General features: G+C 66.4%; 27 protein-coding genes. 24 read left to right on the top strand and 3 right to left on the bottom strand.

Going from position 1 to position 24,287, the window contains the following annotated elements; genetic code table 11:
* Positions 1-40 precede the first annotated feature (40 nt).
* From AC1KVE_RS13085 to truD, 9 genes are all read left to right on the top strand, one after another.
* Entirely contained in the window at positions 41-289 is a 249-nt protein-coding gene (locus AC1KVE_RS13085; RefSeq protein WP_024939563.1) for a hypothetical protein, read from the top strand.
* 176 nt (positions 290-465) lie between these two features.
* Positions 466-2,130: a CTP synthase gene (locus AC1KVE_RS13080; protein ID WP_024939564.1), complete on the top strand. Its 1,665-nt coding sequence runs from the start codon at positions 466-468 to the stop codon at positions 2,128-2,130.
* A 203-nt stretch (positions 2,131-2,333) separates the two neighbouring features.
* Positions 2,334-3,164 carry a 3-deoxy-8-phosphooctulonate synthase gene (gene kdsA / locus AC1KVE_RS13075; protein WP_006453321.1) on the top strand — a complete coding sequence of 277 codons (831 nt, stop codon included), beginning with the start codon at positions 2,334-2,336 and terminating at the stop codon, positions 3,162-3,164.
* Positions 3,165-3,280: 116 nt separating this feature from the next.
* Positions 3,281-3,523: a hypothetical protein gene (locus tag AC1KVE_RS13070; protein WP_024939566.1), complete on the top strand. Its 243-nt coding sequence runs from the start codon at positions 3,281-3,283 to the stop codon at positions 3,521-3,523.
* A 123-nt stretch (positions 3,524-3,646) separates the two neighbouring features.
* Positions 3,647-4,939 (top strand): phosphopyruvate hydratase, encoded by a 1,293-nt coding sequence (gene eno, locus AC1KVE_RS13065; protein ID WP_481092252.1) that lies wholly within the window; start codon positions 3,647-3,649, stop codon positions 4,937-4,939.
* A 3-nt stretch (positions 4,940-4,942) separates the two neighbouring features.
* Positions 4,943-5,299 carry a cell division protein FtsB gene (gene ftsB, locus AC1KVE_RS13060; protein ID WP_016904016.1) on the top strand — a complete coding sequence of 119 codons (357 nt, stop codon included), beginning with the start codon at positions 4,943-4,945 and terminating at the stop codon, positions 5,297-5,299.
* Complete coding sequence (ispD, locus tag AC1KVE_RS13055) at positions 5,296-6,096, top strand: 2-C-methyl-D-erythritol 4-phosphate cytidylyltransferase (protein WP_481092253.1); 801 nt, start codon at positions 5,296-5,298, stop codon at positions 6,094-6,096. The genes ftsB and ispD overlap by 4 nt, the downstream gene beginning before the upstream one ends.
* 15 nt (positions 6,097-6,111) lie before the next feature.
* Entirely contained in the window at positions 6,112-6,603 is a 492-nt protein-coding gene (gene ispF / locus AC1KVE_RS13050; protein ID WP_039515953.1) for a 2-C-methyl-D-erythritol 2,4-cyclodiphosphate synthase, read from the top strand.
* 247 nt (positions 6,604-6,850) lie between these two features.
* Positions 6,851-7,960, top strand: coding sequence for a tRNA pseudouridine(13) synthase TruD (gene truD, locus AC1KVE_RS13045; RefSeq protein WP_481092254.1), 1,110 nt, complete (start codon positions 6,851-6,853; stop codon positions 7,958-7,960).
* Between the two features lie 136 nt (positions 7,961-8,096).
* Here the strand turns inward: truD and AC1KVE_RS13040 are convergent, their stop codons facing one another.
* Positions 8,097-8,636 carry a Smr/MutS family protein gene (locus AC1KVE_RS13040; RefSeq protein WP_435014642.1) on the bottom strand — a complete coding sequence of 180 codons (540 nt, stop codon included), beginning with the start codon at positions 8,634-8,636 and terminating at the stop codon, positions 8,097-8,099.
* A 99-nt stretch (positions 8,637-8,735) separates the two neighbouring features.
* On the opposite strand from AC1KVE_RS13040, the gene surE reads away from it, so the two are divergent.
* The 4 genes from surE to AC1KVE_RS13020 are packed head-to-tail and all read left to right on the top strand — an operon-like array spanning position 8,736 to position 11,595.
* Entirely contained in the window at positions 8,736-9,515 is a 780-nt protein-coding gene (gene surE / locus AC1KVE_RS13035; protein ID WP_054592807.1) for a 5'/3'-nucleotidase SurE, read from the top strand.
* Positions 9,512-10,189, top strand: a complete 678-nt coding sequence (locus tag AC1KVE_RS13030) for a protein-L-isoaspartate(D-aspartate) O-methyltransferase (protein ID WP_481092255.1) — start codon at positions 9,512-9,514, stop codon at positions 10,187-10,189. The genes surE and AC1KVE_RS13030 overlap by 4 nt, the downstream gene beginning before the upstream one ends.
* Positions 10,190-10,207: 18 nt before the next feature.
* Positions 10,208-10,822 (top strand): YqaA family protein, encoded by a 615-nt coding sequence (locus tag AC1KVE_RS13025; protein WP_016904009.1) that lies wholly within the window; start codon positions 10,208-10,210, stop codon positions 10,820-10,822.
* A complete protein-coding gene (locus AC1KVE_RS13020; protein ID WP_166771215.1) occupies positions 10,819-11,595 on the top strand; it encodes a peptidoglycan DD-metalloendopeptidase family protein in 777 nt (258 codons plus the stop codon). Before AC1KVE_RS13025 ends, AC1KVE_RS13020 begins: the two co-directional genes overlap by 4 nt.
* A 168-nt stretch (positions 11,596-11,763) precedes the next feature.
* On the opposite strand, the gene AC1KVE_RS13015 is transcribed toward AC1KVE_RS13020, so the two are convergent.
* Together AC1KVE_RS13015 and yhbY are read right to left on the bottom strand one after the other, a co-directional pair.
* Positions 11,764-12,144, bottom strand: coding sequence for an Mth938-like domain-containing protein (locus tag AC1KVE_RS13015; RefSeq protein WP_016904007.1), 381 nt, complete (start codon positions 12,142-12,144; stop codon positions 11,764-11,766).
* 15 nt (positions 12,145-12,159) lie between these two features.
* Positions 12,160-12,465: a ribosome assembly RNA-binding protein YhbY gene (yhbY, locus tag AC1KVE_RS13010; protein WP_024939574.1), complete on the bottom strand. Its 306-nt coding sequence runs from the start codon at positions 12,463-12,465 to the stop codon at positions 12,160-12,162.
* Between the two features lie 65 nt (positions 12,466-12,530).
* Between yhbY and rlmE the strand changes: the two genes are divergently transcribed.
* From rlmE to recA, 11 genes are all read left to right on the top strand, one after another.
* Positions 12,531-13,163 (top strand): 23S rRNA (uridine(2552)-2'-O)-methyltransferase RlmE, encoded by a 633-nt coding sequence (rlmE, locus tag AC1KVE_RS13005; protein WP_016904005.1) that lies wholly within the window; start codon positions 12,531-12,533, stop codon positions 13,161-13,163.
* A 61-nt stretch (positions 13,164-13,224) separates the two neighbouring features.
* Positions 13,225-15,165 carry an ATP-dependent zinc metalloprotease FtsH gene (ftsH, locus tag AC1KVE_RS13000; RefSeq protein WP_024939575.1) on the top strand — a complete coding sequence of 647 codons (1,941 nt, stop codon included), beginning with the start codon at positions 13,225-13,227 and terminating at the stop codon, positions 15,163-15,165.
* Positions 15,166-15,288: 123 nt separating this feature from the next.
* On the top strand, positions 15,289-16,191 hold the full coding sequence (gene folP / locus AC1KVE_RS12995) for a dihydropteroate synthase (RefSeq protein ID WP_481092256.1): 903 nt from the start codon (positions 15,289-15,291) through the stop codon (positions 16,189-16,191).
* Complete coding sequence (gene miaA / locus AC1KVE_RS12990) at positions 16,191-17,174, top strand: tRNA (adenosine(37)-N6)-dimethylallyltransferase MiaA (protein ID WP_024939577.1); 984 nt, start codon at positions 16,191-16,193, stop codon at positions 17,172-17,174. Before folP ends, miaA begins: the two co-directional genes overlap by 1 nt.
* A gap of 77 nt (positions 17,175-17,251) precedes the next feature.
* Positions 17,252-17,530, top strand: coding sequence for an RNA chaperone Hfq (gene hfq, locus AC1KVE_RS12985; RefSeq protein WP_005915027.1), 279 nt, complete (start codon positions 17,252-17,254; stop codon positions 17,528-17,530).
* Between the two features lie 11 nt (positions 17,531-17,541).
* Positions 17,542-18,861, top strand: a complete 1,320-nt coding sequence (hflX, locus tag AC1KVE_RS12980; protein WP_024939578.1) for a ribosome rescue GTPase HflX — start codon at positions 17,542-17,544, stop codon at positions 18,859-18,861.
* Positions 18,862-19,197: 336 nt separating this feature from the next.
* Entirely contained in the window at positions 19,198-19,692 is a 495-nt protein-coding gene (locus AC1KVE_RS12975) for a CinA family protein (protein ID WP_039515969.1), read from the top strand.
* Between the two features lie 138 nt (positions 19,693-19,830).
* Positions 19,831-20,079 carry a hypothetical protein gene (locus tag AC1KVE_RS12970; RefSeq protein ID WP_481092257.1) on the top strand — a complete coding sequence of 83 codons (249 nt, stop codon included), beginning with the start codon at positions 19,831-19,833 and terminating at the stop codon, positions 20,077-20,079.
* 370 nt (positions 20,080-20,449) lie between these two features.
* Entirely contained in the window at positions 20,450-22,126 is a 1,677-nt protein-coding gene (gene ubiB, locus AC1KVE_RS12965) for a 2-polyprenylphenol 6-hydroxylase (RefSeq protein ID WP_024939581.1), read from the top strand.
* Between the two features lie 92 nt (positions 22,127-22,218).
* The gene (lexA, locus tag AC1KVE_RS12960; protein WP_047128572.1) at positions 22,219-22,866 is read left to right on the top strand and encodes a transcriptional repressor LexA; all 648 of its coding nucleotides are present in this window, start codon (positions 22,219-22,221) and stop codon (positions 22,864-22,866) included.
* Between the two features lie 172 nt (positions 22,867-23,038).
* Positions 23,039-24,073 (top strand): recombinase RecA, encoded by a 1,035-nt coding sequence (gene recA, locus AC1KVE_RS12955; protein ID WP_016904265.1) that lies wholly within the window; start codon positions 23,039-23,041, stop codon positions 24,071-24,073.
* The last annotated feature ends 214 nt before the right edge of the window (positions 24,074-24,287 follow it).

Here is a 24,287-nt window from a genome sequence, read left to right as displayed (position 1 = left end):
ACGTCCCCACCTGGGGATGTCACCGAACCCGGAGGACACCATGAAGTTCAAGCACATCCTGATGCTCACCCTCGGTGCTGCCGCAGTGGCCGCGCTTCCTGCCATGGCCCAGGCCGCTCCCCAGCAGACCGGGCAGGGCGCCGGTGCCAGCGCGCAGAAGGCCGACGACGCCAAGGCCAAGACCGAAGCCGAGCGCAAGGCCGAGCGCCGCGCCGCCGCCGCGGCACACAAGCCCAAGGCCGACGCCGCCACGCGCGAGGAAGAGGAAGAAGAAAAGCCGGCGCGCTGATTCCATCGCGCGACGGCACAACGCCACACGGACGCCCCGGCCTTGGTCGGGGCGTCTGCATTTGGGCGCCAGGCGCAGCGCGTTTTTCGCCGCTGTGACGACATGATCGTCACGCAACCCTTGGGCATTCGCCCGTCACCCGCTAAACTATGGCTTTCCGGGAGGCTTCAAGCCCCATGACCCCCCTGATTTTTGTTACCGGCGGCGTAGTGTCCTCGCTAGGCAAGGGCATTGCCGCCGCTTCGCTTGCCTCCATTCTGGAAGCGCGTGGCCTGAAGGTCACGATGATGAAGCTGGACCCGTACATCAATGTGGACCCGGGCACGATGAGCCCGTTCCAGCATGGCGAGGTCTACGTCACCGACGACGGCGCCGAGACCGATCTGGATCTGGGTCACTACGAGCGCTACGTGCGCACGCGGCTGTCGCGCAAGAACTCGGTCACCACCGGCCGGATCTACGAGAACGTGATCCGCAAGGAGCGTCGCGGCGATTACCTGGGCGCCACCGTGCAGGTGATCCCGCACATCACCGACGAGATCCGCCGTTGCATCGACGAGGCCACCGCCGGGTTCGACGTGGCGCTGATCGAGATCGGCGGCACCGTCGGCGATATCGAGTCGCTGCCGTTCCTGGAAGCAATCCGCCAGGTGCGCACCGAGCGTGGTGCCGAAAAGGCCATGTTCATGCACCTCACCCTGGTGCCGTACATCGCCGCTGCCGGTGAGTTGAAGACCAAGCCGACCCAGCATTCGGTCAAGGAGCTGCGCTCGATCGGCATCCAGCCGGACGTACTGCTGTGCCGTTCCGAGCAGGCGGTGCCGGATTCGGAGCGCCGCAAGATCGCGTTGTTCACCAACGTCTCCGAGCGCGCGGTGATCAGCTGCCCGGATATCGACGTGCTGTACGGCATGCCGCTGGAGCTGCGTCGCCAGGGCCTGGACGAACTGGTCATCGATCAGTTCAAGCTGCGCGACAAGGTGGCTGCGCCCGACCTGTCCGAATGGGCTGCGGTGGTGGATGCGGTCAAGCACCCGCTGGACGAGGTCACCATTGCGGTGGTCGGCAAGTACGTCGACCACCAGGACGCCTACAAGTCGGTGGCCGAAGCGCTGCGTCACGGCGGTCTGCGCCAGCGCACCAAGGTCAACCTGAAGTGGCTGGAAGCGCAGGATCTGGAAGGCAGCGACATGGCTGCGCTGCAGGATATCGACGGCATCCTGGTGCCGGGCGGCTTCGGCGACCGTGGTTTCGAAGGCAAGGTGCTCACCTCCAAATATGCGCGCGAGCACAAAGTGCCGTACTTCGGCATCTGCTACGGCATGCAGGCGGCGGTGGTGGACTATGCCCGCCACGTGGCCGATCTGGACGCAGCCAACAGCACCGAGAACGACCGCCAGTCGCCACACCCGGTGATCGGCCTGATCACCGAATGGCGCACCGCCACCGGCGAAGTGGAAAAGCGCGACGAGAAGTCCGACCTGGGCGGTACCATGCGGCTGGGTCTGCAGGAGCAGCGGCTCAAGCCGGGCACGCTGGCGCGCGAGGTGTACGGCAAGGATGTGGTCGCCGAGCGTCACCGCCACCGCTACGAGTTCAACAACCGCTACCGCACCCAGCTGGAAGACGCCGGCCTGGTAATCTCCGGCAAGTCGATGGACGACACGCTGGTAGAGATGGTGGAGCTGCCGCGCGATGCGCACCCGTGGTTCCTGGCCTGCCAGGCGCATCCGGAATTCCTGTCCACCCCGCGCGACGGGCATCCGCTGTTCATCGGCTTCGTGCGCGCCGCGCGCGAGAAGAAGGCGGGCGGAAAACTGCTGAAGGAAGCGCGTGCCTGAGCCACTCCTTCTCCCGTCGGGAGAAGCCGGCGCGCAGCGCCGGATGAGGGGCGTCGCAACGCACCGGAAGATGGCAGCCATGACGAACGCGTCGCCACGCGTCAGCCAGGGCAAACCATCGCACTTCAGCAGCGCTTCGCAACCGTACCCGCACACCAACCCCTCTCCCGACGGGAGAGGGGCTTTAATCAATAGGTGACCTGATGAAACTGTGTGACTTTGACGTTGGCCTGGATCAGCCGTTGTTTCTGATCGCCGGCCCCTGCGTGATCGAGTCGATGCAGCTGCAGCTGGACGTGGCCGGCAAGCTGAAGGAAATCACCGGCAAGCTGGGGATCAACTTCATCTTCAAGTCGAGCTTCGACAAGGCCAACCGCACCTCCGGCACCAGCTTTCGCGGCCCGGGCCTGGAAGAGGGCCTGAAGGTGCTGGCTGCGGTAAAGCAGCAGATCGGCGTGCCGGTGCTGACCGACGTGCACGAATACACCCCGATGAACGAGGTCGCCGCCGTCGTCGACGTGCTGCAGACCCCGGCCTTCCTGGTGCGCCAGACCGATTTCATCAAGAACGTCTGCGCCGCCGGCAAGCCGGTCAACATCAAGAAGGGCCAGTTCCTGGCGCCGTGGGACATGAAGCCGGTGGTCGACAAGGCCAAGTCGACCGGCAACGAGCAGATCATGGTCTGCGAGCGTGGCGCCTCGTTCGGCTACAACAATCTGGTCAGCGACATGCGCTCGCTGAGCGTGATGCGCGACACCGGCTGCCCGGTGGTGTTCGATGCCACCCATTCGGTGCAGTTGCCGGGCGGGCAGGGCAGCAGTTCCGGCGGCCAGCGCGAGTTCGTGCCGGTGCTGGCGCGCGCGGCGGTGGCGGTGGGCATTTCCGGCCTGTTTGCCGAAACCCATCCGGACCCGTCCAAGGCCTTGTCGGATGGCCCCAACGCCTGGCCGCTGGACCGCATGGAAGAGCTGCTCGAGACCCTGATGGAGCTGGATGCCGTCACCAAGAAGCACGGATTCGCGCGCTTCGCATGAGTTCCGATCCCTGGGCGCTGGCCGCGTCGCAGCGCCAGCGTCGGCAGTGGCGCCACTGGCCCTGGGGCTGGATCGCGCTGGTCGCATCGATCGCCGCGTGGGCGTGCATGGCCGCAATGGTGTTTCTGGTCGCTGCCAGCATCGGCATGCCGGGTGACGGCGACCATGCCATGCAGGCCACGCGGGTGCCAATGCTGGTCACGCTGCTGCTGGCCGCAGTCGCGATCACAAGTTGCCTGATCGCCGGTCCGCTGGCGTTGCGGCTGGCTCGCCAATCCGGCGCAGCGATCTTTGCGTTGGTGTTGCTGTCGGTCTTGCTGCTGCTGTCTGGGCTACCGCTGCTGGGCTTGATGGCCTAGCGGCATGTGTGCCGGCCTGTTGCGTGCGGCAGCTTCACGCGATTTGGCAATGTGCCGGTGTGCGGCGATAATCCCGCAGCTTGTTTCCGGTGTACTTCCCCCTTACTGGTAACCGATCGACCTATGACCACTATCGCCAAGATCCTCGCCCGCGAAATCCTCGACTCCCGCGGCAATCCCACGCTGGAGGCCGAAGTCACGCTGGACGACGGCTCGTTCGGCCGCGCTGCCGTGCCCTCGGGCGCCTCGACCGGCACCAAGGAAGCGGTGGAACTGCGCGATGGCGACAAGACCCGCTACCTGGGCAAGGGCGTGCTGCACGCGGTGCAGAACGTCAACGGCACCATCGCCGAGACGCTCAAGGGCTTTGACGCGGCCGACCAGCAGGGTCTGGACCGTCGCCTGATCGACCTGGACGGCACCGAGAACAAGGGCCGCCTGGGCGCGAACGCGCTGCTGGGGGTTTCTTTGGCCGCCGCGCATGCGGTGGCCGCCTCGCGCAAGCAGCCGCTGTGGCAGTACCTGTCCACCATCACCGAGTCCGACGTGGCACTGCCGGTGCCGATGATGAACATCATCAACGGCGGCGCGCATGCCGACAACAACGTCGACTTCCAGGAGTTCATGGTGCTGCCGGTCGGCTGCAGCTCGTTCTCCGAAGCGCTGCGTGCCGGCACCGAAATCTTCCACGCGCTCAAGTCGGTGCTCAAGGGCCACGGCCTGAGCACGGCGGTGGGCGACGAAGGCGGCTTTGCACCGGACTTCCGCAGCAACGTCGAAGCGCTGGACACCATCCTCGAGGCGATCGGCAAGGCCGGCTACACCGCCGGCGAAGACGTGCTGCTGGGCCTGGACGTGGCCTCCAGCGAGTTCTACGACAACGGCAAGTACAACCTGGTTGGCGAAAACAAGCGCCTGACCAGCGAACAGTTCGTCGACTTCCTGGCCGACTGGGTCGCGCAGTACCCGATCATCAGCATCGAAGACGGCCTGGCCGAGGACGACTGGGCCGGCTGGAAGCTGCTCACCGACCGCGTCGGCAAGAAGGTGCAGCTGGTGGGCGACGATCTGTTCGTCACCAACCCGAAGATCTTCAAGCAGGGCATCGACTCGGGCACCGCCAACGCGATCCTGATCAAGGTCAATCAGATCGGCACGCTGACCGAGACGCTGGAAGCCATTGCGATGGCGAATGCGGCCAACTATGCCTCGATCGTCTCGCACCGCTCGGGCGAAACCGAAGACACCACCATCGCCGACATCGCCGTGGCCACCACCGCCACGCAGATCAAGACCGGCTCGCTGTGCCGCAGCGACCGCGTCGCCAAGTACAACCAGTTGCTGCGCATCGAGCAGGCGCTGGGCTCCGGCGCGCGTTACGCCGGCCGCGACGCGTTCGTTTCGCTCAAGCGCTAAGCCGTGCGCAACTGGCGCTGGCTACTGCTGGTGCTGGCGGTGCTGCTGGCTTGGCTGCAGTACCGCTTCTGGTTCGGGCCTGGGAATTCCGGCGAAGTGATGATGCTGGAAGCCCAGGTCGCGCATCAGACACAGGACAACGAAGGTCTGCGCCAACGCAACCAGGCGTTGGCAGCAGAGGTGAAGGATTTGAAGGACGGCGAGGCGGCAATCGAAGAGCGCGCGCGCAGCGAGCTGGGCATGATCAAACCGGGCGAGACGTTCTATCGCGTGGTCGAGGATGCACCGCCGCTGCCGCCCGCAGTGGCCGCGCCGTCCGCTGCGCCCGTCGAGCCTGACGCTCCGGCGGAACAGCCATGACCGGTTCGATCTGGGCGATCGTGCCGGCCGCCGGGCGCGGCACGCGCTTCGGTGGGCAGACCCCCAAACAATATCTGTCCGCTGCCGGGCAACCGCTGATGGCCTATACGCTGGCGGCGCTTGCCGCGCATCCGGTGGTGGCCGGCATCGTGGTGGCCATCGCGCCCGACGATGCGGATTGGCCGGGCTGGACCTCGGTGCAGGGCAAGCCGGTGCTGACCTGCGTCGGCGGCGGGACACGTGCGGCATCGGTACTGGTCGGATTGCTGGCCTTGCCGGAGAGCGTGCGTGCCGATGACTTTGTGCTGGTGCACGATGCCGCGCGGCCCAATCTGGCGCTGGCCGATCTGGAGCGTCTGCTGGAAATCGGTCGCGGCGATCCGGTCGGCGCGATCCTGGCTGCGCCGGTGCGCGACACGCTCAAGCGGGCCGGCGACGATGGCGGCATCGATGCCACCGAGCCACGCGAGCGGCTGTGGCGCGCGCTGACCCCGCAGCTGTTCCGTCGCCATCAACTGATCCGCGGCCTCACCGAGGCGTCGGCGGCCGGGGTGGACGTGACCGACGAGGCGATGGCGATGGAGCGGCTGGGATTGCGCCCGTTGCTGGTGGAAGGTGCCGAAGACAACTTCAAGGTGACCACGCCAACGGATCTGGCGCGCTTCGAATTCGAACTGGCGCGCCGAGGTGTTGCAGTGGATGCCCAGTCGCCTGCAACCGACCCGCGCGCCGGGGCGGTCGTTGGCCACACCGATGCGCTGTCCGCTGGTGCGCACCACGACGCCGACGCTCCCTAATCACCACGGATTACCATGTCTTTCAATTTTCGAATCGGTCAGGGCTACGACGTGCACGCGTTCGGTGCGGGCGACCACGTGATGCTGGGCGGCGTGCGCGTCGCGCACAGCCACGGCGTGCTCGCGCACAGCGATGGCGACGTGGTGTTGCATGCGCTATGCGATGCGATGCTGGGCGCGCTGGCGCTGGGCGATATCGGTCAGCACTTCCCGCCGTCCGACGCGCGCTGGAAGGACGCCGACAGCGCGCAGTTCCTGCAGCATTGCGATCACTTGCTGCGCGAGCGTGGCTGGCGGGTCGGCAATGCCGATGTCACCGTGATCTGTGAGCGTCCCAAGATCGGCCCGCATGCGCTGGCGATGCGCGAGCGTATTGCCGGCCTGCTGGCGATCGAACTCGATGCGGTCAGCGTCAAGGCCACCACCAGCGAAAAACTCGGCTTCACCGGCCGCAGCGAGGGCATCGCCGCCCAAGCTGCGGTGTTGCTCGGCAAGATCGCCGGCTGACCGCGACTGCCAAACGCCTGCGCGCACCGTCGGTGGCATGGACGGTGCCGGGCATGGCGATCATCCCGCATACCCTGCAGTGCTGAGCCTGCCGTCCACGCATCCGGCCACTGCCGGCCAGCTGTTCCAGCTGCTCCAGATCGCGGTTACCTGCGCCGGGCTCGTCTTGGCGTCGCACCGCGACACCACCGCGCCGAGACATTCGGCACATAGCGCACGACCTGTCGGCGCGAAGGTAAATCACAGCATGAGCGACACCTCTGTTCTGCCGCGTGCGCATGGCGCTGCGGTCCTCGGCGCGGCAATGCGCAGCACGCCCGAAGATTTTCAGGTCGATGAGCTGCCTGCCTTCGAGCCAACCGGCGAGGGCGAGCACCTGTTGCTCACCATCCGCAAGCGTGGGCAGAACACCGCCTATATCGCAAAGAAACTCGCGCAGTGGGCCGGAATCGCCGAGATGGGCGTCAGCTACGCCGGGCTGAAGGACCGCCATGCGGTGACCACGCAGCGCTTCAGCGTGCATCTGCCCAAGCGCATCGCGCCGGAGCTCGCCGCGCTCGACGACGATGAGATGCAGGTCATCGCCAGCACCTGGCACAACCGCAAGCTGCAACGCGGCGCACTGCTGGGCAATCGTTTCGTGTTGACGTTGCGCCAGGTGCAGGGCGAGCACGCGGCGATCGAACAGCGCCTGCAGGCGATCGCCGCGCGTGGTATCCCGAACTGGTTTGGCGAACAGCGTTTCGGCCGCGATGGTGGCAATGTGGCCTCCGCACTGGCGATGTTCGGTTATGTGTCCAATGCCGACGGCACCTTGTCGGCGGCGCCGGCATCCCGGCGGCGGCTGCGCAACGACCAACGCTCGATGCTGCTGTCGGCGGCGCGCTCGGCGTTGTTCAATCGGGTGCTCACCGCGCGCGTGGAGCAGGGCAGCTGGGACACCGCGCTGGATGGCGAGGCGTGGATGCTGGATGGCTCGCGCAGCGTGTTCGGCCCCGAACCGTTCACCGATGTACTGGCAGAGCGTCTGGCGCGCTTCGATATCCATCCCAGCGGGCCGTTGTGGGGCGCCGGTGAGCTGCGTTCGACCGCGCAGGCCGCGGCGGTGGAGCAGGGCGCGTTGTCGGACCCGCAATCGGAGGTGCTGCGACAAGGCCTGGAGGCCGCGGGCTTGAAGCAGGAGCGCCGCGCACTGCGCTTGCGTCCGCAACAGCTGGCGTATCGCTGGCTGGATGCGGATAGCCTGCAGATCTCATTCGCACTGCCGCCGGGCTGCTACGCCACCGCGGTGCTGTGGGAGCTGGGCGAGGTCAGCGACGCCGGCCGTCTCAACGCCGGCCTGCGTTCCGACGCCTAGGCCTGCTCGGTTGTCGTTGGCCGCCCGGCAATCACGTCACCGCCGTAGGAGCGGACCTGGCCGCGACAGGCCTGCCCATCAACGCGTCCTTTGCGCAAGCGCATGCCTACATCGGCGACCCATCGCCCAATCGGCGCTAACGCCGCGCCAGCAACACCAGCAATGCTCCGGTGCCACCTTGCGTGGCCGGCGCGGAGTGAAACGCCAACACGTCGTTGCGCTGACGCAGCAGGCGATCCATCAGGTTTTTCAACACCGGCGCGCCGTTGTCCGACTGCAGCCCCTTGCCGTGGATGATGCGCACGCAGCCATGGTCGTGCGCATGCGCTTCCAGCAGGAACTGCCGCAGCAGGGCTTCGGCCTGCGCGGCGGTAGCGCCATGCAGGTCCAGTTCGTCCTGGATCGAGAACTGACCGCGCTTGAGTCGCTGAAACAATCGGGTGGGAAGATTCTCGCGCCGGTAGCTGGCGGTATCGCCCGCCTCCAGCGGCGCACTGTCGCGCAGCAGACGCGCGAATTCGGTGTGCGCTTCCGCATCGTCGCGCTCGGCCATGCGTGCGCGCGGCTTGGGGCGCGGCTTGGCATTGGCCGGTGGGGCGACTTCACGAATCGGCTTGACCGCGCCGATCGCTGCGCGGAACAGCGCGCCGTCGTCTTCGTCTTCAGGATGCGACATGCTCACAGCCTAACCTGCCCAACCTCAGGCGCAAGCGAAGATCAAGCGCGAAGGGCGCGGACGCATCCGGTATCATGACCCGGTTTTCCGAGGAGTCCCATGCGCGTACTGGTTAGCAACGACGACGGTGTCGACGCCCCCGGCATCCAGATTTTGGCCGAGGCGCTGCGCCATGCCGGTCATGAAGTGATGGTGGTCGCGCCCGACCGCGACCGTTCCGGCGCCAGCAACTCGCTGACGCTGGATGTGCCGATCCGCACCCGCCGCATCGACGCGCAGACCTGCGCGGTTGCCGGCACGCCGACCGACTGCGTGCATCTGGCGCTGACCGGCATGCTCGATTACGACCCGGACATCGTGGTCTCCGGCATCAACAACTCGGCCAATCTCGGCGACGACGTGATCTATTCGGGCACCGTGTCCGCCGCGATGGAAGGCCGCTTCCTCGGCCTGCCGGCGGTGGCGGTCTCGCTGGTGACGCACAATCACGAGGCGCATCACTACGAAACCGCCGCGCGCGCCGCGGTGGAGATCGTGGCGCGGCTGAAGGCCGACCCGTTGCCCGCCGATACCATCCTCAACGTCAACGTGCCGGACCTGGCCTGGTCGGAGGTGCTCGGTTTCGAGGTCACCCGGCTGGGCAACCGCCACCGGTCCGAGCCCTGCGTGCCGCAGCGCGACCCGCGCGGCCGCACCGTGTACTGGATCGGCCCGGCCGGGCCGGAGCAGGACGCTGGCGCCGGCACCGACTTCCATGCCGTGCGCACCGGGCATATCTCGATCACCCCGATCCATGTCGACCTGACCCGCTATCAGGCGCTGGAGACGGTGGCCGGCTGGGTGGGCGGCCTGACCGCCGCGCTGGATACGCCGGCATGACGCCGAGGCTGCGGCTACAACCGGAATCGGTCGGGATCGGCATGACCTCGCAACGCGTGCGCGACCGGCTGGTCGAGCGCCTGCGCGAGGCTGGCATCCAGGACGAGGCCACGCTCAATGCGGTGCGCACCGTGCCGCGCCATCTGTTCATCGACGAAGCGCTGGCCTCGCGTGCCTACGAAGACACGGCCTTGCCGATCGGCCACGGCCAGACCATCTCGCAGCCCTGGGTGGTCGCACGCATGACCGAGGCGGTGCTGCAGGTTGGCCCGACCAAAGTGCTCGAAGTGGGCACCGGCTCCGGCTACCAGGGCGCGATTCTCGCCGCGCTGGGGCTGGAGGTGTACACCGTCGAGCGCATCGGCGACCTGCTGCGGCAGGCGCGCAAGCGCTTCCGCCATCTGGGCATGAACGTGCGCAGCAAGCACGACGACGGCCGCATCGGCTGGCCCGAACATGGCCCCTACGATGCCATCGTGGTCACCGCCGCCGCCCCGGCGCTGGTCGACGCGCTGGTCGATCAGCTGGCGGTCGGCGGGCGGCTGGTCGCGCCGGTCGGTGGCGCCTCGTCGCAGTCACTGGTGCAACTCACGCGCACTGCCGACGGCGCGATCGAGCAGCAGGTTCTGGCGCCGGTCACGTTCGTCCCGCTGTTGTCGGGCATGCTGGATTGAATCCATGAGAGTTTTTCGATGAAGATCTTCGGGCCGTTGTACGACGTGGCCATTCGCTGGTCGCGCAATCGCCGCGCTCCGGCGCTGCTAACCGGCCTCAGTTTCGTAGAGGGCTTCATCTTCCCGGTACCGCCGGAGGTGATGCTGGCGCCGATGTCGCTGGCCGAACCCAGGCGCGCCCTGTGGTTCGCCACCTTGAGCCTGATCGGCTCGGTCTGCGGCGCGCTGGTCGGTTATCTGCTGGGCCATTTCGCCTTCGCCGCCTTGCAGCCGCTGATCGAATGGCTGGGCTGGAGCGCCAAGATCCAGGCGCAGATCGAGACGTTGCGCACGCTGGTCGCCGATTCGCCGTGGAAGGCCTTCTGGGCGCTGGTGCTGGTGGGCTTCACCCCGATCCCGTTGAAGATCTTTACCTGGGCCTCGGGCGTGGTCGGCGTGCCGATCCTGCCCTTCATTGCCAGCATGCTGGTGGGGCGCGGCAAGCGCGTGTATCTGGTGGCCGGCGCGATCCGGCTGGGTGGGGCGCGTGCCGAGGCCGCGTTGCATCGCTGGATCGAGCCGCTGGGCTGGGTGGCCATGGCCGTCCTGGCGGTGGGCGCGGGCTGGCTGGTGTGGAAGACAACCAACGGATGAGTAAGTTGCAGATGAACTCGGTACGTAAGACAGCAGTCCTGCTCGCAGTCGCCGTCGGGCTGGGCGCCTGCAGCAGCGCCACGGTGGTGCGCTCGCCCGGAGCCGGCGGTGGTTCGGCGTCCGCGCGTCCGTCCACAGCGCCGCGTCCGTCGGTGCCGCGCCCGGGCGCGACCGTCACCGTGCAGCGCGGCGACACGCTATACGCCATCTCGCGCCGCACCAATATCACCGCGCCGGATCTGGCGGCCTGGAATGGCCTGTCCTCGCCGAACACCATCTATCCCGGCCAGACCCTCAAGCTCTATCCGCCCGGAGCCAGTAGGCCGGGCGGCAGCAGCTCCAGCGCCGGTACGGTGGTTCCGCCGCGCCCGAGTGCCCCGATCGCAGCACCGGTCAGCAGCGGATTTCCGTGGCGCTGGCCAGCCGACGGCGTGGTGGTCGGCACCTTCGTCAGCGGCGAGACCACCAAGCAGGGCGTGGACATCGCCGGTGCCAGCGGGCAGGCGGTGCGTGCCGCGGCCGACGGTGTGGTGGTGTACTCCGGCGCCGGCCTGGTCGGCTACGGCGAGCTGATCATCATCAAGCACAACGACCAGTGGCTGTCCGCCTACGGGCACAACCGCAAGCGCCTGCTCAACGAAGGCCAGAGCGTCAAGGCAGGCCAGCAGATCGCCGAGATGGGCCGCAGCGGCGCGGCCCGCGACATGCTGCACTTCGAGATCCGCTACAACGGCAAGCCGGTGGATCCGTTGCTGTATCTGCCTAAGAAGTGATTCGGGATTCGGGATTTGGGATTCGCAACGGCAACGGCGCTGGGCTGATGCTGCCGCGTGGAAGATGCGTTCTAGCGGCCTGAAGATTGCTCGGGGTGTCGCTCCTGCTGTTGGCATGAGAGCGACACCTGCTCCAGCCCGCAGTTGCAAATCCCCAATCCCGACTCCCTAATCCCGGCCTTCAAGAATCATCGCCAGTGCCACCCGGCGGCCTTCGCTGGCCAGCACGTTGTAGGTGCGTGCCGCAGCCGCATTGGTCATCGCTTCCAGGCCGATGCCGCGGGTCAGGCAGGCTGCCAGCACGTCCGTCTTCGGGAACTGCTGTCGCTCGCCGGTGCCGAGCAGGATCACCGCCGGGGCGAGCGCCAGCACCGCGTCCATATGCGCGACCTGGAGCTGTTCCAGGCCGGAGACCGGCCAGCCTTCCACCAGCTCGTCGGGCATCAGGATGAAGCTGCGCTGCAGAATCTGATCGTTCACCTTGGCGTGGCGGCCATCGGCCGCGCGCAGCGCATAGGTGTAGTCGGGGTGTTCCTGGCTTAAGGGCATGTCGAACTCGTCGGGTCAGCCGCGCGGCAGCACGATCTGACGCTTTTCCTTGCTGGGGCGGTACAGGATGGCGACATGGCCGATCCGCTGCACCAGCGCGCTGCCGGTCTGCTCGGTCAGTTCGGCAATCATGGCGTCACGGGCCTCGCGATCCTCCGATGTCACCTTCACCTTGATCAGTTCGTGGCGCTCGAGCACTTCCTCGAGTTCGGCCAGAAATGCCGGCGTGACCCCTTTGCCGCCGGTTTGCAGCAGTGCCTTGAGATCGTGGGCCTGGCCGCGCAGGAAACGGTTCTGGGCGGAGGTGAGAACAATGGACATGCAGGATCAAAGGGCAGCAAAGGGTGTTCAGGGTATCATGGCGACCCGTTCAGACCCCTTTGCCGATGCCTTCCCGTAGTAAAAGCAGCCAGCGCTGGCTCAAGGAACACTTCGCCGATCCGTTCGTCAAGAAGGCGCAGGCCGAAGGCATGCGCTCGCGTGCGGCCTACAAGCTGGAAGAGCTGCTCCAGCGCGACCGCCTGCTCAAGCCGGGCATGGTGGTGGTCGACCTGGGCGCGGCGCCAGGCGGTTGGTCGCAACAGGTACGCAAGTCCATGGGCGACAGCGGCCGGGTGGTGGCGCTGGATATCCTGGAGATGCCGCCGCTGGCCGGCGTGGAGTTCCTTCACGGCGACTTCAGGGAGCAAACCGTCCTATCGGAATTCGAGGCGATGCTGGGCGATGTGCCGGTGGACCTTGTGCTGTCCGATATGGCCCCCAATAAGAGTGGCATGGATGCGGTCGACCAACCGCGGATGATGCACCTGGCGGAACTGGCGATGGAATTTGCCGACACCCACCTCAAACCGGGCGGGGCGTTCCTGATCAAGCTGTTCCAGGGTGTCGGGTCCGACGATTACATTCGTGAGCTTCGCCGCCGCTATGACAAGGTGACGATTCGCAAGCCGGCGGCCTCGCGCAAGCGCTCCCCGGAAGTTTATGCGCTCGGTCAGGGCAAGCGTGCCCAGATCAAGTAAGCTGCCAATGACCACCGTGTTTCAAGAATTTGAAGAGTAGAGGGCACCGGAGCCAATGAGGATGAACGACTTGACCAAGAATCTGCTGCTGTGGGTGGTCGTCGCGGTTGTGCTGATGGTCGTCTTCCAGAGCTTCTCGCCGCGGATGGCGGGCGGTGTCGGCCCCGACTCGATCACCTACACCCAGTTCCTGAAGGAAGTGGACTCGGGCCGCGTGAAGTCGGTGGACTACACCGACGAGACCAACCTGGCGGTCAACGCGATCCGCTTCAAGCGCACCGACGGCAGCGAAGCCACCGTCTACGGTCCGCGCGACGACAAGCTGGTCGACGTGCTGTATAGCAAGAACATCGAAATGACCCGCCAGAAGCCCTCCACCGGGCCCGGCTTCTGGTCGTTGGTGCTCAATTTCCTGCCGGTCATCCTGATCATCGGCTTCTGGCTGTTCATCATGCGCCAGATGCAGGGCGGTGGCGGTGGCGCCAAGGGCGCAATGAGCTTCGGCAAGTCGCGCGCCAAGCTGCAGGGCGAGGACCAGGTCAAGATCACCTTTGCCGACGTCGCCGGCTGCGACGAGGCCAAGGAAGAAGTCGGCGAGCTGGTCGACTTCCTGCGCGACCCGACCAAGTTCACCAAGCTGGGCGGCAAGATCCCGCGCGGCGTGTTGATGGTCGGCCCGCCCGGTACCGGTAAGACGCTGCTCGCCAAGGCGATCGCCGGCGAGGCCAAGGTGCCGTTCTTCAGCATCTCGGGCTCGGACTTCGTGGAAATGTTTGTCGGCGTGGGTGCCAGCCGCGTGCGCGACATGTTCGAGCAGGCCAAGAAGCATGCGCCGTGCATCATCTTCATCGACGAAATCGATGCGGTGGGCCGTCATCGCGGCGCCGGTCTCGGCGGCGGGCATGACGAGCGCGAGCAGACCCTGAACCAGTTGCTGGTTGAGATGGACGGTTTCGAAGGCGGCGAAGGCGTGATTGTCATCGCGGCGACCAACCGTCCCGACGTGCTGGATCCGGCGCTGCTGCGTCCGGGCCGTTTCGACCGCCAGGTCGTGGTCGGCCTGCCGGACGTCAAGGGGCGCGAGCAGATCCTGCGTGTGCACATGCGCAAGCTGCCGCTGGCCGACGACGTGGTGCCGATGGTCATCGCACGCGGTACGCCGGGCTTCTCCGGTGCCGACCTGGCCAACCTGTGCAACGAGGCGGCGTTGTTTGCCGCACGCGGCAGCGAGAAGGAAGTCCGCATGGACCACTTCGATCGTGCCCGCGACAAGATCCTGATGGGTGCCGAGCGCCGCTCGATGGCCATGAGCGAGGACGAGAAGACGCTCACCGCGTACCACGAGGCAGGCCATGCCATCGTCGGCCGTCTGGTGCCCGAGCATGACCCGGTCTACAAGGTCACCATCATTCCGCGTGGTCGTGCGCTGGGCGTGACCATGTACCTGCCCGAGGGCGACCGCTACTCGATGAATCGCGTGGCGATCGAGTCGCAGCTGTGCTCGCTGTACGGCGGCCGCGTTGCCGAAGAACTGATCTTTGGTGGCGACAAGGTCACCACCGGCGCGTCCAACGACATCGAGCGTGCGACCAAGATGGCACGCAACATGGTGACCAAGTGGGGCCTGTCCGACGAGCTCGGCCCGGTGGCCTACGGCGAGGAGGAGGACGAGGTGTTCCTGGGGCGCTCGGTCACCCAGCACAAGAACGTGTCCGACGAGACCGCGCGCAAGATCGACGAAGTAGTGCGCTCGATTCTGGATAAGGCTTACAGCAAGACCAAGGCCATCCTCACCGAGAACCTGGACAAGCTGCACGCGATGTCGCAGCTGCTGCTGCAGTACGAGACCATCGACGTGCCGCAGATCGACGCCATCATGGAAGGCCGCGAGCCGCCGCCGCCGGCGGGTTGGGGCAAGTCCGACAAGGACGGTGGCAACAACAACGACAAGGGCAGCCCGCGTCCGTTGCCGCCGATCGCCGGGCCGGCCGAGCAGCTGTAACCGACGCATCGGTCAGCTGCAGCAGCATCCATCAAGGCCGGGAAGCGATTCCCGGCCTTGATGCGTTGTAGCGACGCCTCGCCCCGGCGGCGCTGATCGCAACCATCCAAGGAGACACCACCGATGTTCGATACTGCCCTCAAGCTGGATTGCGCCGGTCGCGCGCTGCGACTGGATGCGCCGCAGGTGATGGGAATCGTCAATGTCACGCCGGATTCGTTTTCCGACGGCGGCCAGCACGCCAGCTGCGACGCCGCCATCGCGCATGGTTTGAGGCTGGTCGAGCAGGGCGCTGCGGTGCTGGATATCGGTGGCGAATCCACCCGCCCCGGTGCCACGCCGGTATCGCTGGAGGAAGAGCTGCAGCGCGTGGTCCCGGTGATCCAGGCATTGGCGCAGCAGACCACTGTCCCGATCAGCGTGGATACTTACAAGCCGGAGGTGATGCGCGCGGCGGTCGCGGCCGGCGCCGGCATGATCAACGACGTGCATGCGCTGCGCTCGCCGGGGGCGCTGGATGCGGCAGCCGAATTGCGGGTGCCGGTGGTGTTGATGCATGCACGCAGCGCGCCGCATGCGATGCAGGACGCGCCGCACTATGACGACGTGGTGGCCGAGGTGCATCGCTTCCTGGCCGAGCGCATCTTCGCGGCCGAAATGGCCGGGATCGACAAGCGCCGCTTGATCCTCGACCCGGGGTTCGGCTTCGACAAGGCCACCACGCACAATCTGACCGTGCTGGCGCAGTTGCAGCGCCTGCAGGAGTTCGGTCTGCCGGTGCTCGCGGGGCTCTCGCGCAAGCGCAGCATCGGTGAGTTGACCGGGCACCAGCTCGCCGCAGAGCGCGTATACGGCTCGGTCGCCGCGCATCTGATCGCCGCCCAACACGGCGCGATGTTGCTGCGGGTGCATGATGTGGCCGCCACCGTGGATGCCCTGAAGGTGTGGAGCGCGATGACGGCGATTCCGCTGCCGCGCGTGAGCGCGCCTGCGGCACCGAGCATTCGCTGGCCGGACGAGGACTGATGCCGGCCGACCGCCGCCCGCTGGCGATTGCGCTGATGGGGCCGACCGCCAGCGGCAAGACCGCGCTGGCACTGGACGCCGCGCAGCGCTGGAACGGCGAGATCGTCAGTGTCGATTCGGCGCTGGTGTATCGCGGCCTGGACATCGGCGCGGCCAAGCCGGATGCGGCGATGCGGGCGGCAGTGCCGCATCACTTGATCGATCTGCGCGAGCCCTGGCAGATCTATTCGGCGGCGGAATTTGCCAGCGATGCGCGGCAGGCGATCGAGCAGATCGTGGCGCGCGGCAAGCTGCCGATTCTGGCCGGCGGCACCGGGCTGTACTTCCGCGCCTTGCTGGAAGGGCTGTCGCAGTTGCCCGAGGCCGATCCGGCGGTGCGCGCGGCAATCGCAGCCGAAGCCGGGGAACTTGGCTGGGCGCGGATGCACGCACAACTGGCGGACGTCGACCCGGTCGCGGCGGCGCGCATCCACACCACCGATCCGCAGCGGATCCAGCGCGCCCTGGAGGTCTACCGCATCAGCGGCAGGCCGATCAGCTACTGGCAGGCGCTGCCTTCGGGTCCCCGTTTGCCGGTGCGGGTGCTGAAGGTGGTGCTGGCGCCGCGCGAGCGCGCGGTGCTGCATGCACGCATCGAGCAGCGCCTGGACACGATGCTGGCACAGGACTTCCTGGCCGAGGTGGAACGTCTGCGGGCACTGCCGCAACTGCGTGCAGTCTCCGCGCCGCTGGATCTGCCCGCAGTGCGCGCGGTGGGGTATCGCCAGGCTTGGGAGTACCTGGATGGGGCCGGTCGCCTGGCCGACTTTCGCGACAAGGCGGTGCAGGCCACCCGTCAACTGGCCAAGCGGCAGCTCACCTGGCTGCGTGGCGAGCTCGACGCGCGCTGGTTCGACCCGGAGCATGACCGCCAACGATTGGAAAGTGCACTTGTCGGCTTCCTCGGTCAACGTCCCGCTGTACGGCAGGCTTCAGGCGTGTAACATCCCGTTTCCGGGGCCGGCTGGGGATGGCAGGTGTCGACCGGGACTATAAGAACAATAATGAAGAGGAGTTTTCGATGGCTAAGGGGCAATCTTTACAGGACCCATTCCTCAACGCGCTGCGGCGCGAGCGGGTGCCGGTTTCTGTGTATCTGGTCAACGGCATCAAGCTGCAGGGCACGATCGAGTCGTTCGACCAGTTCGTGGTCCTGCTGCGCAATACCGTGAGTCAGATGGTCTACAAGCACGCCATCTCCACGGTCGTGCCGGCGCGCAATGTGCGCGTGGGACCGGGTGGTGGGTATGTGCAATCCAATGAAGGCAACCAGGCGGAAGATGACGACGTCGAGCAGTAATGGAGTAGTGCGTGTTTGATCGCTCACGCAAGGGTGAACACGCGTTGTTGATTCAGACCCACTCCGGTGGGCCTGCCGAAGAGGATGTGCTGGAGGAGTTCGCCGACCTTGCCAAGTCGGCGGGCGCCACGGTGGCGGCCACGCTCACTGCGCGCATCGACAAACCGAACCCGTCGACCTTGATCGGCAGCGGCAAGCTGGAAGAGATCAAGGCCGCCGCCGAGGCCACCGGTGCGGATCTGGTGTTGGTCAATCACACCTTGTCGCCCGGCCAGGAGCGCAATCTGGAGCGCTATCTGGAGCGGCGCGTGATCGACCGCACCGGCCTGATCCTGGACATCTTCGCGCAACGGGCACGCAGCCACGAGGGCAAGCTGCAGGTGGAGCTGGCGCAGTTGCGGCATATGGCCACCCGGCTGGTACGCGGCTGGACCCACCTGGAACGTCAGCGCGGCGGCTCGATCGGCCTGCGCGGCCCTGGCGAAACCCAGCTGGAAACCGACCGTCGCCTGCTGCAGAAGCGGGTGGAGCAGTTGCAGCAGCGGTTGGAAAAGGTCGAGGTGCAGCGCACCCAGATGCGGCGTGCGCGCATGCGCAGCGAACTGCCGCGGATTGCGTTGGTCGGTTACACCAATGCCGGCAAATCCACGCTGTTCAACGCCTTGACCGGTGCGGAGGCCTACGTGGCCGACCAGTTGTTCGCCACGCTCGATCCCACCGTGCGCCGCATCGCGCTGCCGGGCGGCAGTGCGATCCTGGCCGACACGGTCGGCTTCGTGCGCGACCTGCCGCACCAACTGGTCGCCGCATTCCGTTCGACCTTGTCCGAGGCGCGCGACGCCGATCTGCTGTTGCATATCGTCGATGCGGCCGACCCGCTGCGCGAGGAACGCATCCAGCAGGTCGATGAGGTGTTGCATGCGGTAGGTGCGGGCGATCTGCCGCAGCTGCTGGTATTCAACAAGATCGACAAGATCGAAGGGGCGCAGGTGCGTCACGATGCGCAGGACGGCATTCCCGACCAGGCGCGGCGCGAGCGGGTGTGGGTCTCCGCGCGCGACGGACGCGGGCTGCAGGAATTGCAGCATGCGCTCGGGCAGCGACTGGACCTGCGCCATGTGACCGGGCAACTGCGGTTGCCGCCGTCGGCCGGCCGTCTGCGCTCGAAGTTGCACCAACTGGAAGTGGTGCGCGGCGAGCAGTCCGACGAGGACGGCTGGTTGCTGGAGGTCGACCTGCCGATGGTCGAGGCCGAGCGCCTGGCTGCCGGCGACGACGGTGCGCCACTGCGGGCGATGCTGCCCGATCGTCGCGAAGACTGGGAGTCGTGAGCGACGCTGCACGGTCGGCTTGTGCCAGCCGTGCAGATTGCCGTTGTCGGGGCAGGCCGATATCTGCCGGCGGTGTGGCGATCGCGCTGGGTGACGGTGGGTTCTGTTGCTGGCGCGACCGAATGCGTGTCTGCAGCAGTCGTGCAGGCGTGAGAATGTCCGCCAGCCGCCGATATCCTTGCGATCCGGTTACCAGCGCAGCCGATGCCCGTTGCCATCGGCTGCACACCGCCACTGAACCTCGGCCACGTCGTCGCTGGCGCGGATTGGGCGCCAGCGCAGACAGGCGCGGCGAATTCGGCTAAAACGTCGGTTGCTTCTTCATGCGCCGTGCCCATGTCCATGTCCGCCGATTCCGAACTGCAGCAGCTGGCCGAACGCCTCGGTCAGCAGCTGCTTGCCGCGCGCGAGCGCCTGGTCACTGCCGAGAGCTGCACCGGTGGCTGGATCGCCAAGGCGGTCACCGATGTGGCGGGGTCCTCGCACTGGTTCGATTGCGGCATGGCCGCCTACAGCTACGAGGCCAAGCAGGCCTTGCTGGGCGTGCGGCCGCAGACGCTGGAAGTGCATGGTGCGGTCAGCCGCGAAACGGTGATCGAAATGGTGTCGGGCGCGCTGGTCAATTCCGGTGCGAGCATCGCGGTGGCGGTGACCGGCATCGCCGGCCCGGGTGGCGGCAGTGAGGACAAGCCGGTCGGCACGGTATGGATCGGCTGGAAGCGGCGCGGCGGCTATGCCACTGCGCAGTTGTTCCAGTTCGCTGGTGATCGCGATGCAGTGCGGCGTCAGACCGTGGTTGCCGCGCTGCAGGGCTTGAGCGCACTGCTCTAATTCCGGCGAATCCGTCGACCGCTACGAGCTCGGCGCCAGGGCCAGCTGGCTAGGTGACAACCGTCTGCTCAATGCCGCGCTGTTCTACCAGGACTTCAGCGACTTTCAGCGCAGTCATTTCCTCGCAACCAGCTCCTGGTGGGTGCCATTCCCAGCGTGGTGTCGCGCGGCATCGATACCGAACTGCTGCGGCAGGGCGTCATCCCAGGCCTGATGCGGCAGGGCGGGCTCAGCTACACAGATATCGCGTATGGCCGCGATCCGCTGCTGCCCGGCAGTCGTGATTGTCTGGGCGCGCCGCGCACGTATGGGGTGACCTTGCGGTTACGGGATGAAGGCTCGAAGACCTGGGCACGCCTTTGCCAAGCCACCAGGATGCAAGCGTAGGCGCAACCTCGGCTAAGCCGGCAAACGTCCATGACGCGACAGGCTGGTGCAGATCGGCTACAAACAAGGTCCCGTCTTCAACCCGCATGCCGATGCTTCCGCTGTTTGCTCATGCGTTGTTTTTGTCCGTACCGTGCCGATCTGCTGGCGATGTCCCGGTGTTGCCCGATGGCCTGCGCGCATCCGGCAGGCAACCGATGCCGGAGGCGGCCGCTCGGTGCGCCATCGTGTGCGCAAGCGATCATGCCGCCCTGGCGGTTGCGCGTGGTCGTGCATCCTCAATGGGTGCGCGCAGCGACGGCACACATGCAGCGATGCACGTTAACGCCATTTGTCCTGTTGCCGCAGCGCGATCGCAGGCGGTGTGCTGATGTGGGAAGCGCTCGGCACCGTTCGGGACCTGGGGCGGCTGCAGGAAATCGCCGCGGTGCTGATCCGTTACGGATTCGGCGATGTGGTGCGGCGCATCGGGCTTGCCGACGTGCTCGAACGTGCCGGCAAGCTGCTGCACTGGCATAACGCCGAGGGCCGCCTGCGCATGTCCGCCGCGACGCGGGTGCGGCGCGCGCTCGAGGAACTCGGGCCGACCTTCGTCAAGCTGGGGCAGGTGCTGGCCACGCGTGTGGACCTGCTGCCGCCGGAGTGGATCGAGGAGCTGAGTGAGCTGCAGAACGCGGTGCCTGCGCTGCCGTTCGAACAGATCCGCCCGCAACTGGTCGCAGCCCTGGGCGCGGAGCCGGAAAGCGTGTTCGCACGCCTGGACGAGCAGCCTCTGGCTGCGGCATCGCTGGCGCAGACGCATCGCGCCTGGCTGGCCGATGGCACGCCGGTGGTATTGAAGATCCGCCGCCCCGGCATTGGCGATGTCATCGATGCGGATCTGCGCCTGTTGGCACGCCTGGCGGAAATCGTGGAAACGCGTGCCCCCGATCTCAAGCGCTATCGCCCCGCCGAGGTGGTGCAGCAGTTCACCGTCTCCCTGCGGCGTGAACTCGATTTCGCCGCCGAGTGCCGCAATGCCGAGCGCATCGCAGCCAATTTCGTCAACGACCCCCAGGTGGTGGTGCCGTCTGTCTATTGGCAGTGGACCTGCGAATCGCTCAACGTGCAGGAATTCATCGACGGCATCCCGGGGCGGGACCTGGTCGCCGTGGATGCGGCCGGCCTGGACCGCAAGGCGCTCGCACGCACCGGCGCCGGGATCGTGCTGAAGATGGTGCTGCAGGATGGCTGTTTCCACGCCGACCCGCATCCGGGCAACATTTTTTATCTGCGCGACGGGCGCATCGCCGTCATCGATTTCGGCATGGTCGGGCGCGTTTCCGAGCAGCGCCGCTTCCAGGTCGCGCAACTGCTGCATGGCATGGTCAGCTACGACGCCGAAGCGGTCATCGACGTACTGCTGGAATGGGCCGGTACCAGCCTGGAGATCGATGAGTCGCGGCTGCAGCAGGATATCGGTGCCTTCGTCGACGAGTACCGCGGGGTGCCGCTGAAGGAGCTGCGCATCGGCGCGATGCTGGGCGATGTCACCTCGATCTTGCGCGATCACGGGCTGACCCTGCCGTCGGATCTGGCGTTGATGATCAAGGCGTTTCTCACGCTCGAAGGCATGGGCCGCCAGCTCGATCCGGATTTCGACATGGCCACCGAGGCGCGCCCGTATCTCGAACGCGTGGTGCTGCAGCGTTATGCACCCAGCGCAATGCTGCGGCGCAGCCGTCGCACCGTGACCGGCGCAATCGACCTGATCGGCGATCTGCCACGCGATCTCAAACGGCTGCTGCAGGCCGCACGGCGCGGCAAGCTGCAACTGCAGATCGAGACGCGTGCATTGCGCGAGTTTGGCGAGCAGGTCGATCGCGCGGCCAACCGGCTCACCATGGGGATCGTGACTGCCGCGCTGGTGATCGGCTCGTCGATCGTCATGAACAGTGTCGGTGGCAGTGCCAGCCGCTGGCTGCTCGCGTTGGGCGTCGGCGGTTTCATCGGCGCAGCCATCTGCGGCGTCTGGATCCTGTTCTCCATCTGGCGCAGCCGCCGCTAGACGCGGCACATGCTGACCCCCGATTGCCGGACTGCGCATGGGGCACGACGCGGCTATTGCGCAGGCGTCAGTTAGTAGTAATACTACTAACCATGGACCTGACCGATACCCAGCAAGCAATCCTGGCCTTGATCGCCGAGCGCATCGATGCCGACGGTGTACCGCCCTCGCAGACCGAGATCGCGCGCGCCTTCGGCTTCAAGGGTGTGCGCGGCGCGCAATACCATCTGGAGGCATTGGAGCAGGCCGGTGCGATCCGTCGCGTCCCCGGCCAGGCCCGCGGCATTCGCCTGGCCGGGCAGGGCGCCCAGCCGCGCACCCCGCCTGCCGCTGCAAACGAGCCGGTGCGCGATGATGTGCTGCGCCTGCCGGTGCTGGGGCGCGTGGCGGCAGGCCTGCCGATCGGCGCGGATATCGGCTCGGACGACTTCGTGGTGCTGGACCGGGTGTTCTTCTCGCCGTCGCCGGACTATCTGCTCAAGGTGCAGGGCGACTCGATGCGCGACGAAGGCATCTTCAACGGCGACCTGATCGGGGTGCACCGCACCCGCGACGCGCGCTCGGGGCAGATCGTGGTGGCGCGCATCGATGAGGAGATCACGGTCAAGCTGTTGAAGATCGGCAAGGACCGCATCCGCCTGCTGCCGCGCAACCCGGACTACGCGCCGATCGAAGTGTTGCCAGATCAGGATTTCGCGATCGAGGGCCTGTACTGCGGGCTGTTGAGGCCGAATCGTTGAGTACTGCGCCGATGGCCCCACTGGCGTTATCCCGAGCCGGTGCCGCAGGATTTCCCGCTGCCATCGCCATGGCCACCTCCCTAATCTGAGTGTGTCGCAGCCAGTCTCAGCCTGTGCGATACACCGCCGTTACATTAGCCCTACACCGAAATCACTGACAAGGATCACCCAGATGGATGAGAACAAGAAGCGCGCCCTTTCCGCCGCACTGAGCCAGATCGAGAAGCAATTCGGAAAGGGCTCGGTGATGCGCATGGGCGACCGTGTGATCGAGGCCGTCGAAGTCATTCCGACCGGCTCGCTGATGTTGGACATCGCACTGGGGATCGGCGGCCTGCCCAAGGGCCGCGTGGTGGAGATCTATGGTCCGGAATCGTCGGGCAAGACCACCCTGACCCTGCAGGCGATTGCCGAATGCCAGAAGAAGGGAGGCACCGCTGCCTTCATCGACGCCGAGCATGCGCTGGACCCGATCTACGCCGCCAAGCTGGGCGTCAATGTCGACGACCTGCTGCTGTCGCAGCCGGACACCGGCGAACAGGCGCTGGAAATCGCCGACATGCTGGTGCGTTCCGGTTCGGTGGACATCGTGGTGGTCGACTCGGTCGCCGCGCTGACTCCGAAGGCGGAAATCGAAGGCGAAATGGGTGACCAGCTGCCGGGCCTGCAGGCCCGCCTGATGAGCCAGGCGCTGCGCAAGCTGACCGGCAATATCAAGCGTTCCAACACGCTGGTGGTCTTCATCAACCAGCTGCGCCACAAGATCGGCGTAATGATGCCGGGCCAGAGCCCGGAAGTGACCACCGGCGGCAATGCGCTGAAGTTCTACGCATCGGTCCGTCTGGACATCCGTCGCATCGGCGCGATCAAGAAGGGCGACGAAATCATCGGCAACCAGACCAAGATCAAGGTGGTCAAGAACAAGCTGGCGCCTCCGTTCAAGCAGGTCGTGACCGAAATCCTCTACGGCGAAGGCATCAGCCGCGAGGGTGAGCTGATCGACATGGGCGTAGAAGCCAAGCTGGTCGAGAAGGCCGGCGCCTGGTACAGCTACGGCGAAGAACGCATCGGGCAGGGCAAGGACAACGCGCGTGGCTATCTGCGCGACAACCCGCAGGTTGCAGTGCGGCTGGAAGCCGAGCTGCGTGAGAAGTTCCAGCCGGCCGAAGCGCCACGCGAAGCCGGCGACGACGTCGAGAAGGAATAACAGCAGCCAGGCAGTGCGAGCCCAGCCGTCATCAGGCAGGTGTCTCGGCAGCAGTGCGAACCGTGACGTCCGCGTGGGGCCACCCCGGTTTTGCCTACCGGCCGCGTCCGCCTGATGGCAGAACGGCAGCACTGACGGCTGTGGCAGGTTTTCTATCGCGGGGACGGCGGAGTCAGTGCCGTCGCTTCCCGCGGTAGATCTATTGAAGGCCAGG

Source organism: Xanthomonas sp. NCPPB 2864 (assembly GCF_056675615.1).
The sequence above is the reverse complement of the archived record's forward strand: the minus strand, read 5'-3'. Positions and strand labels throughout refer to the sequence as shown.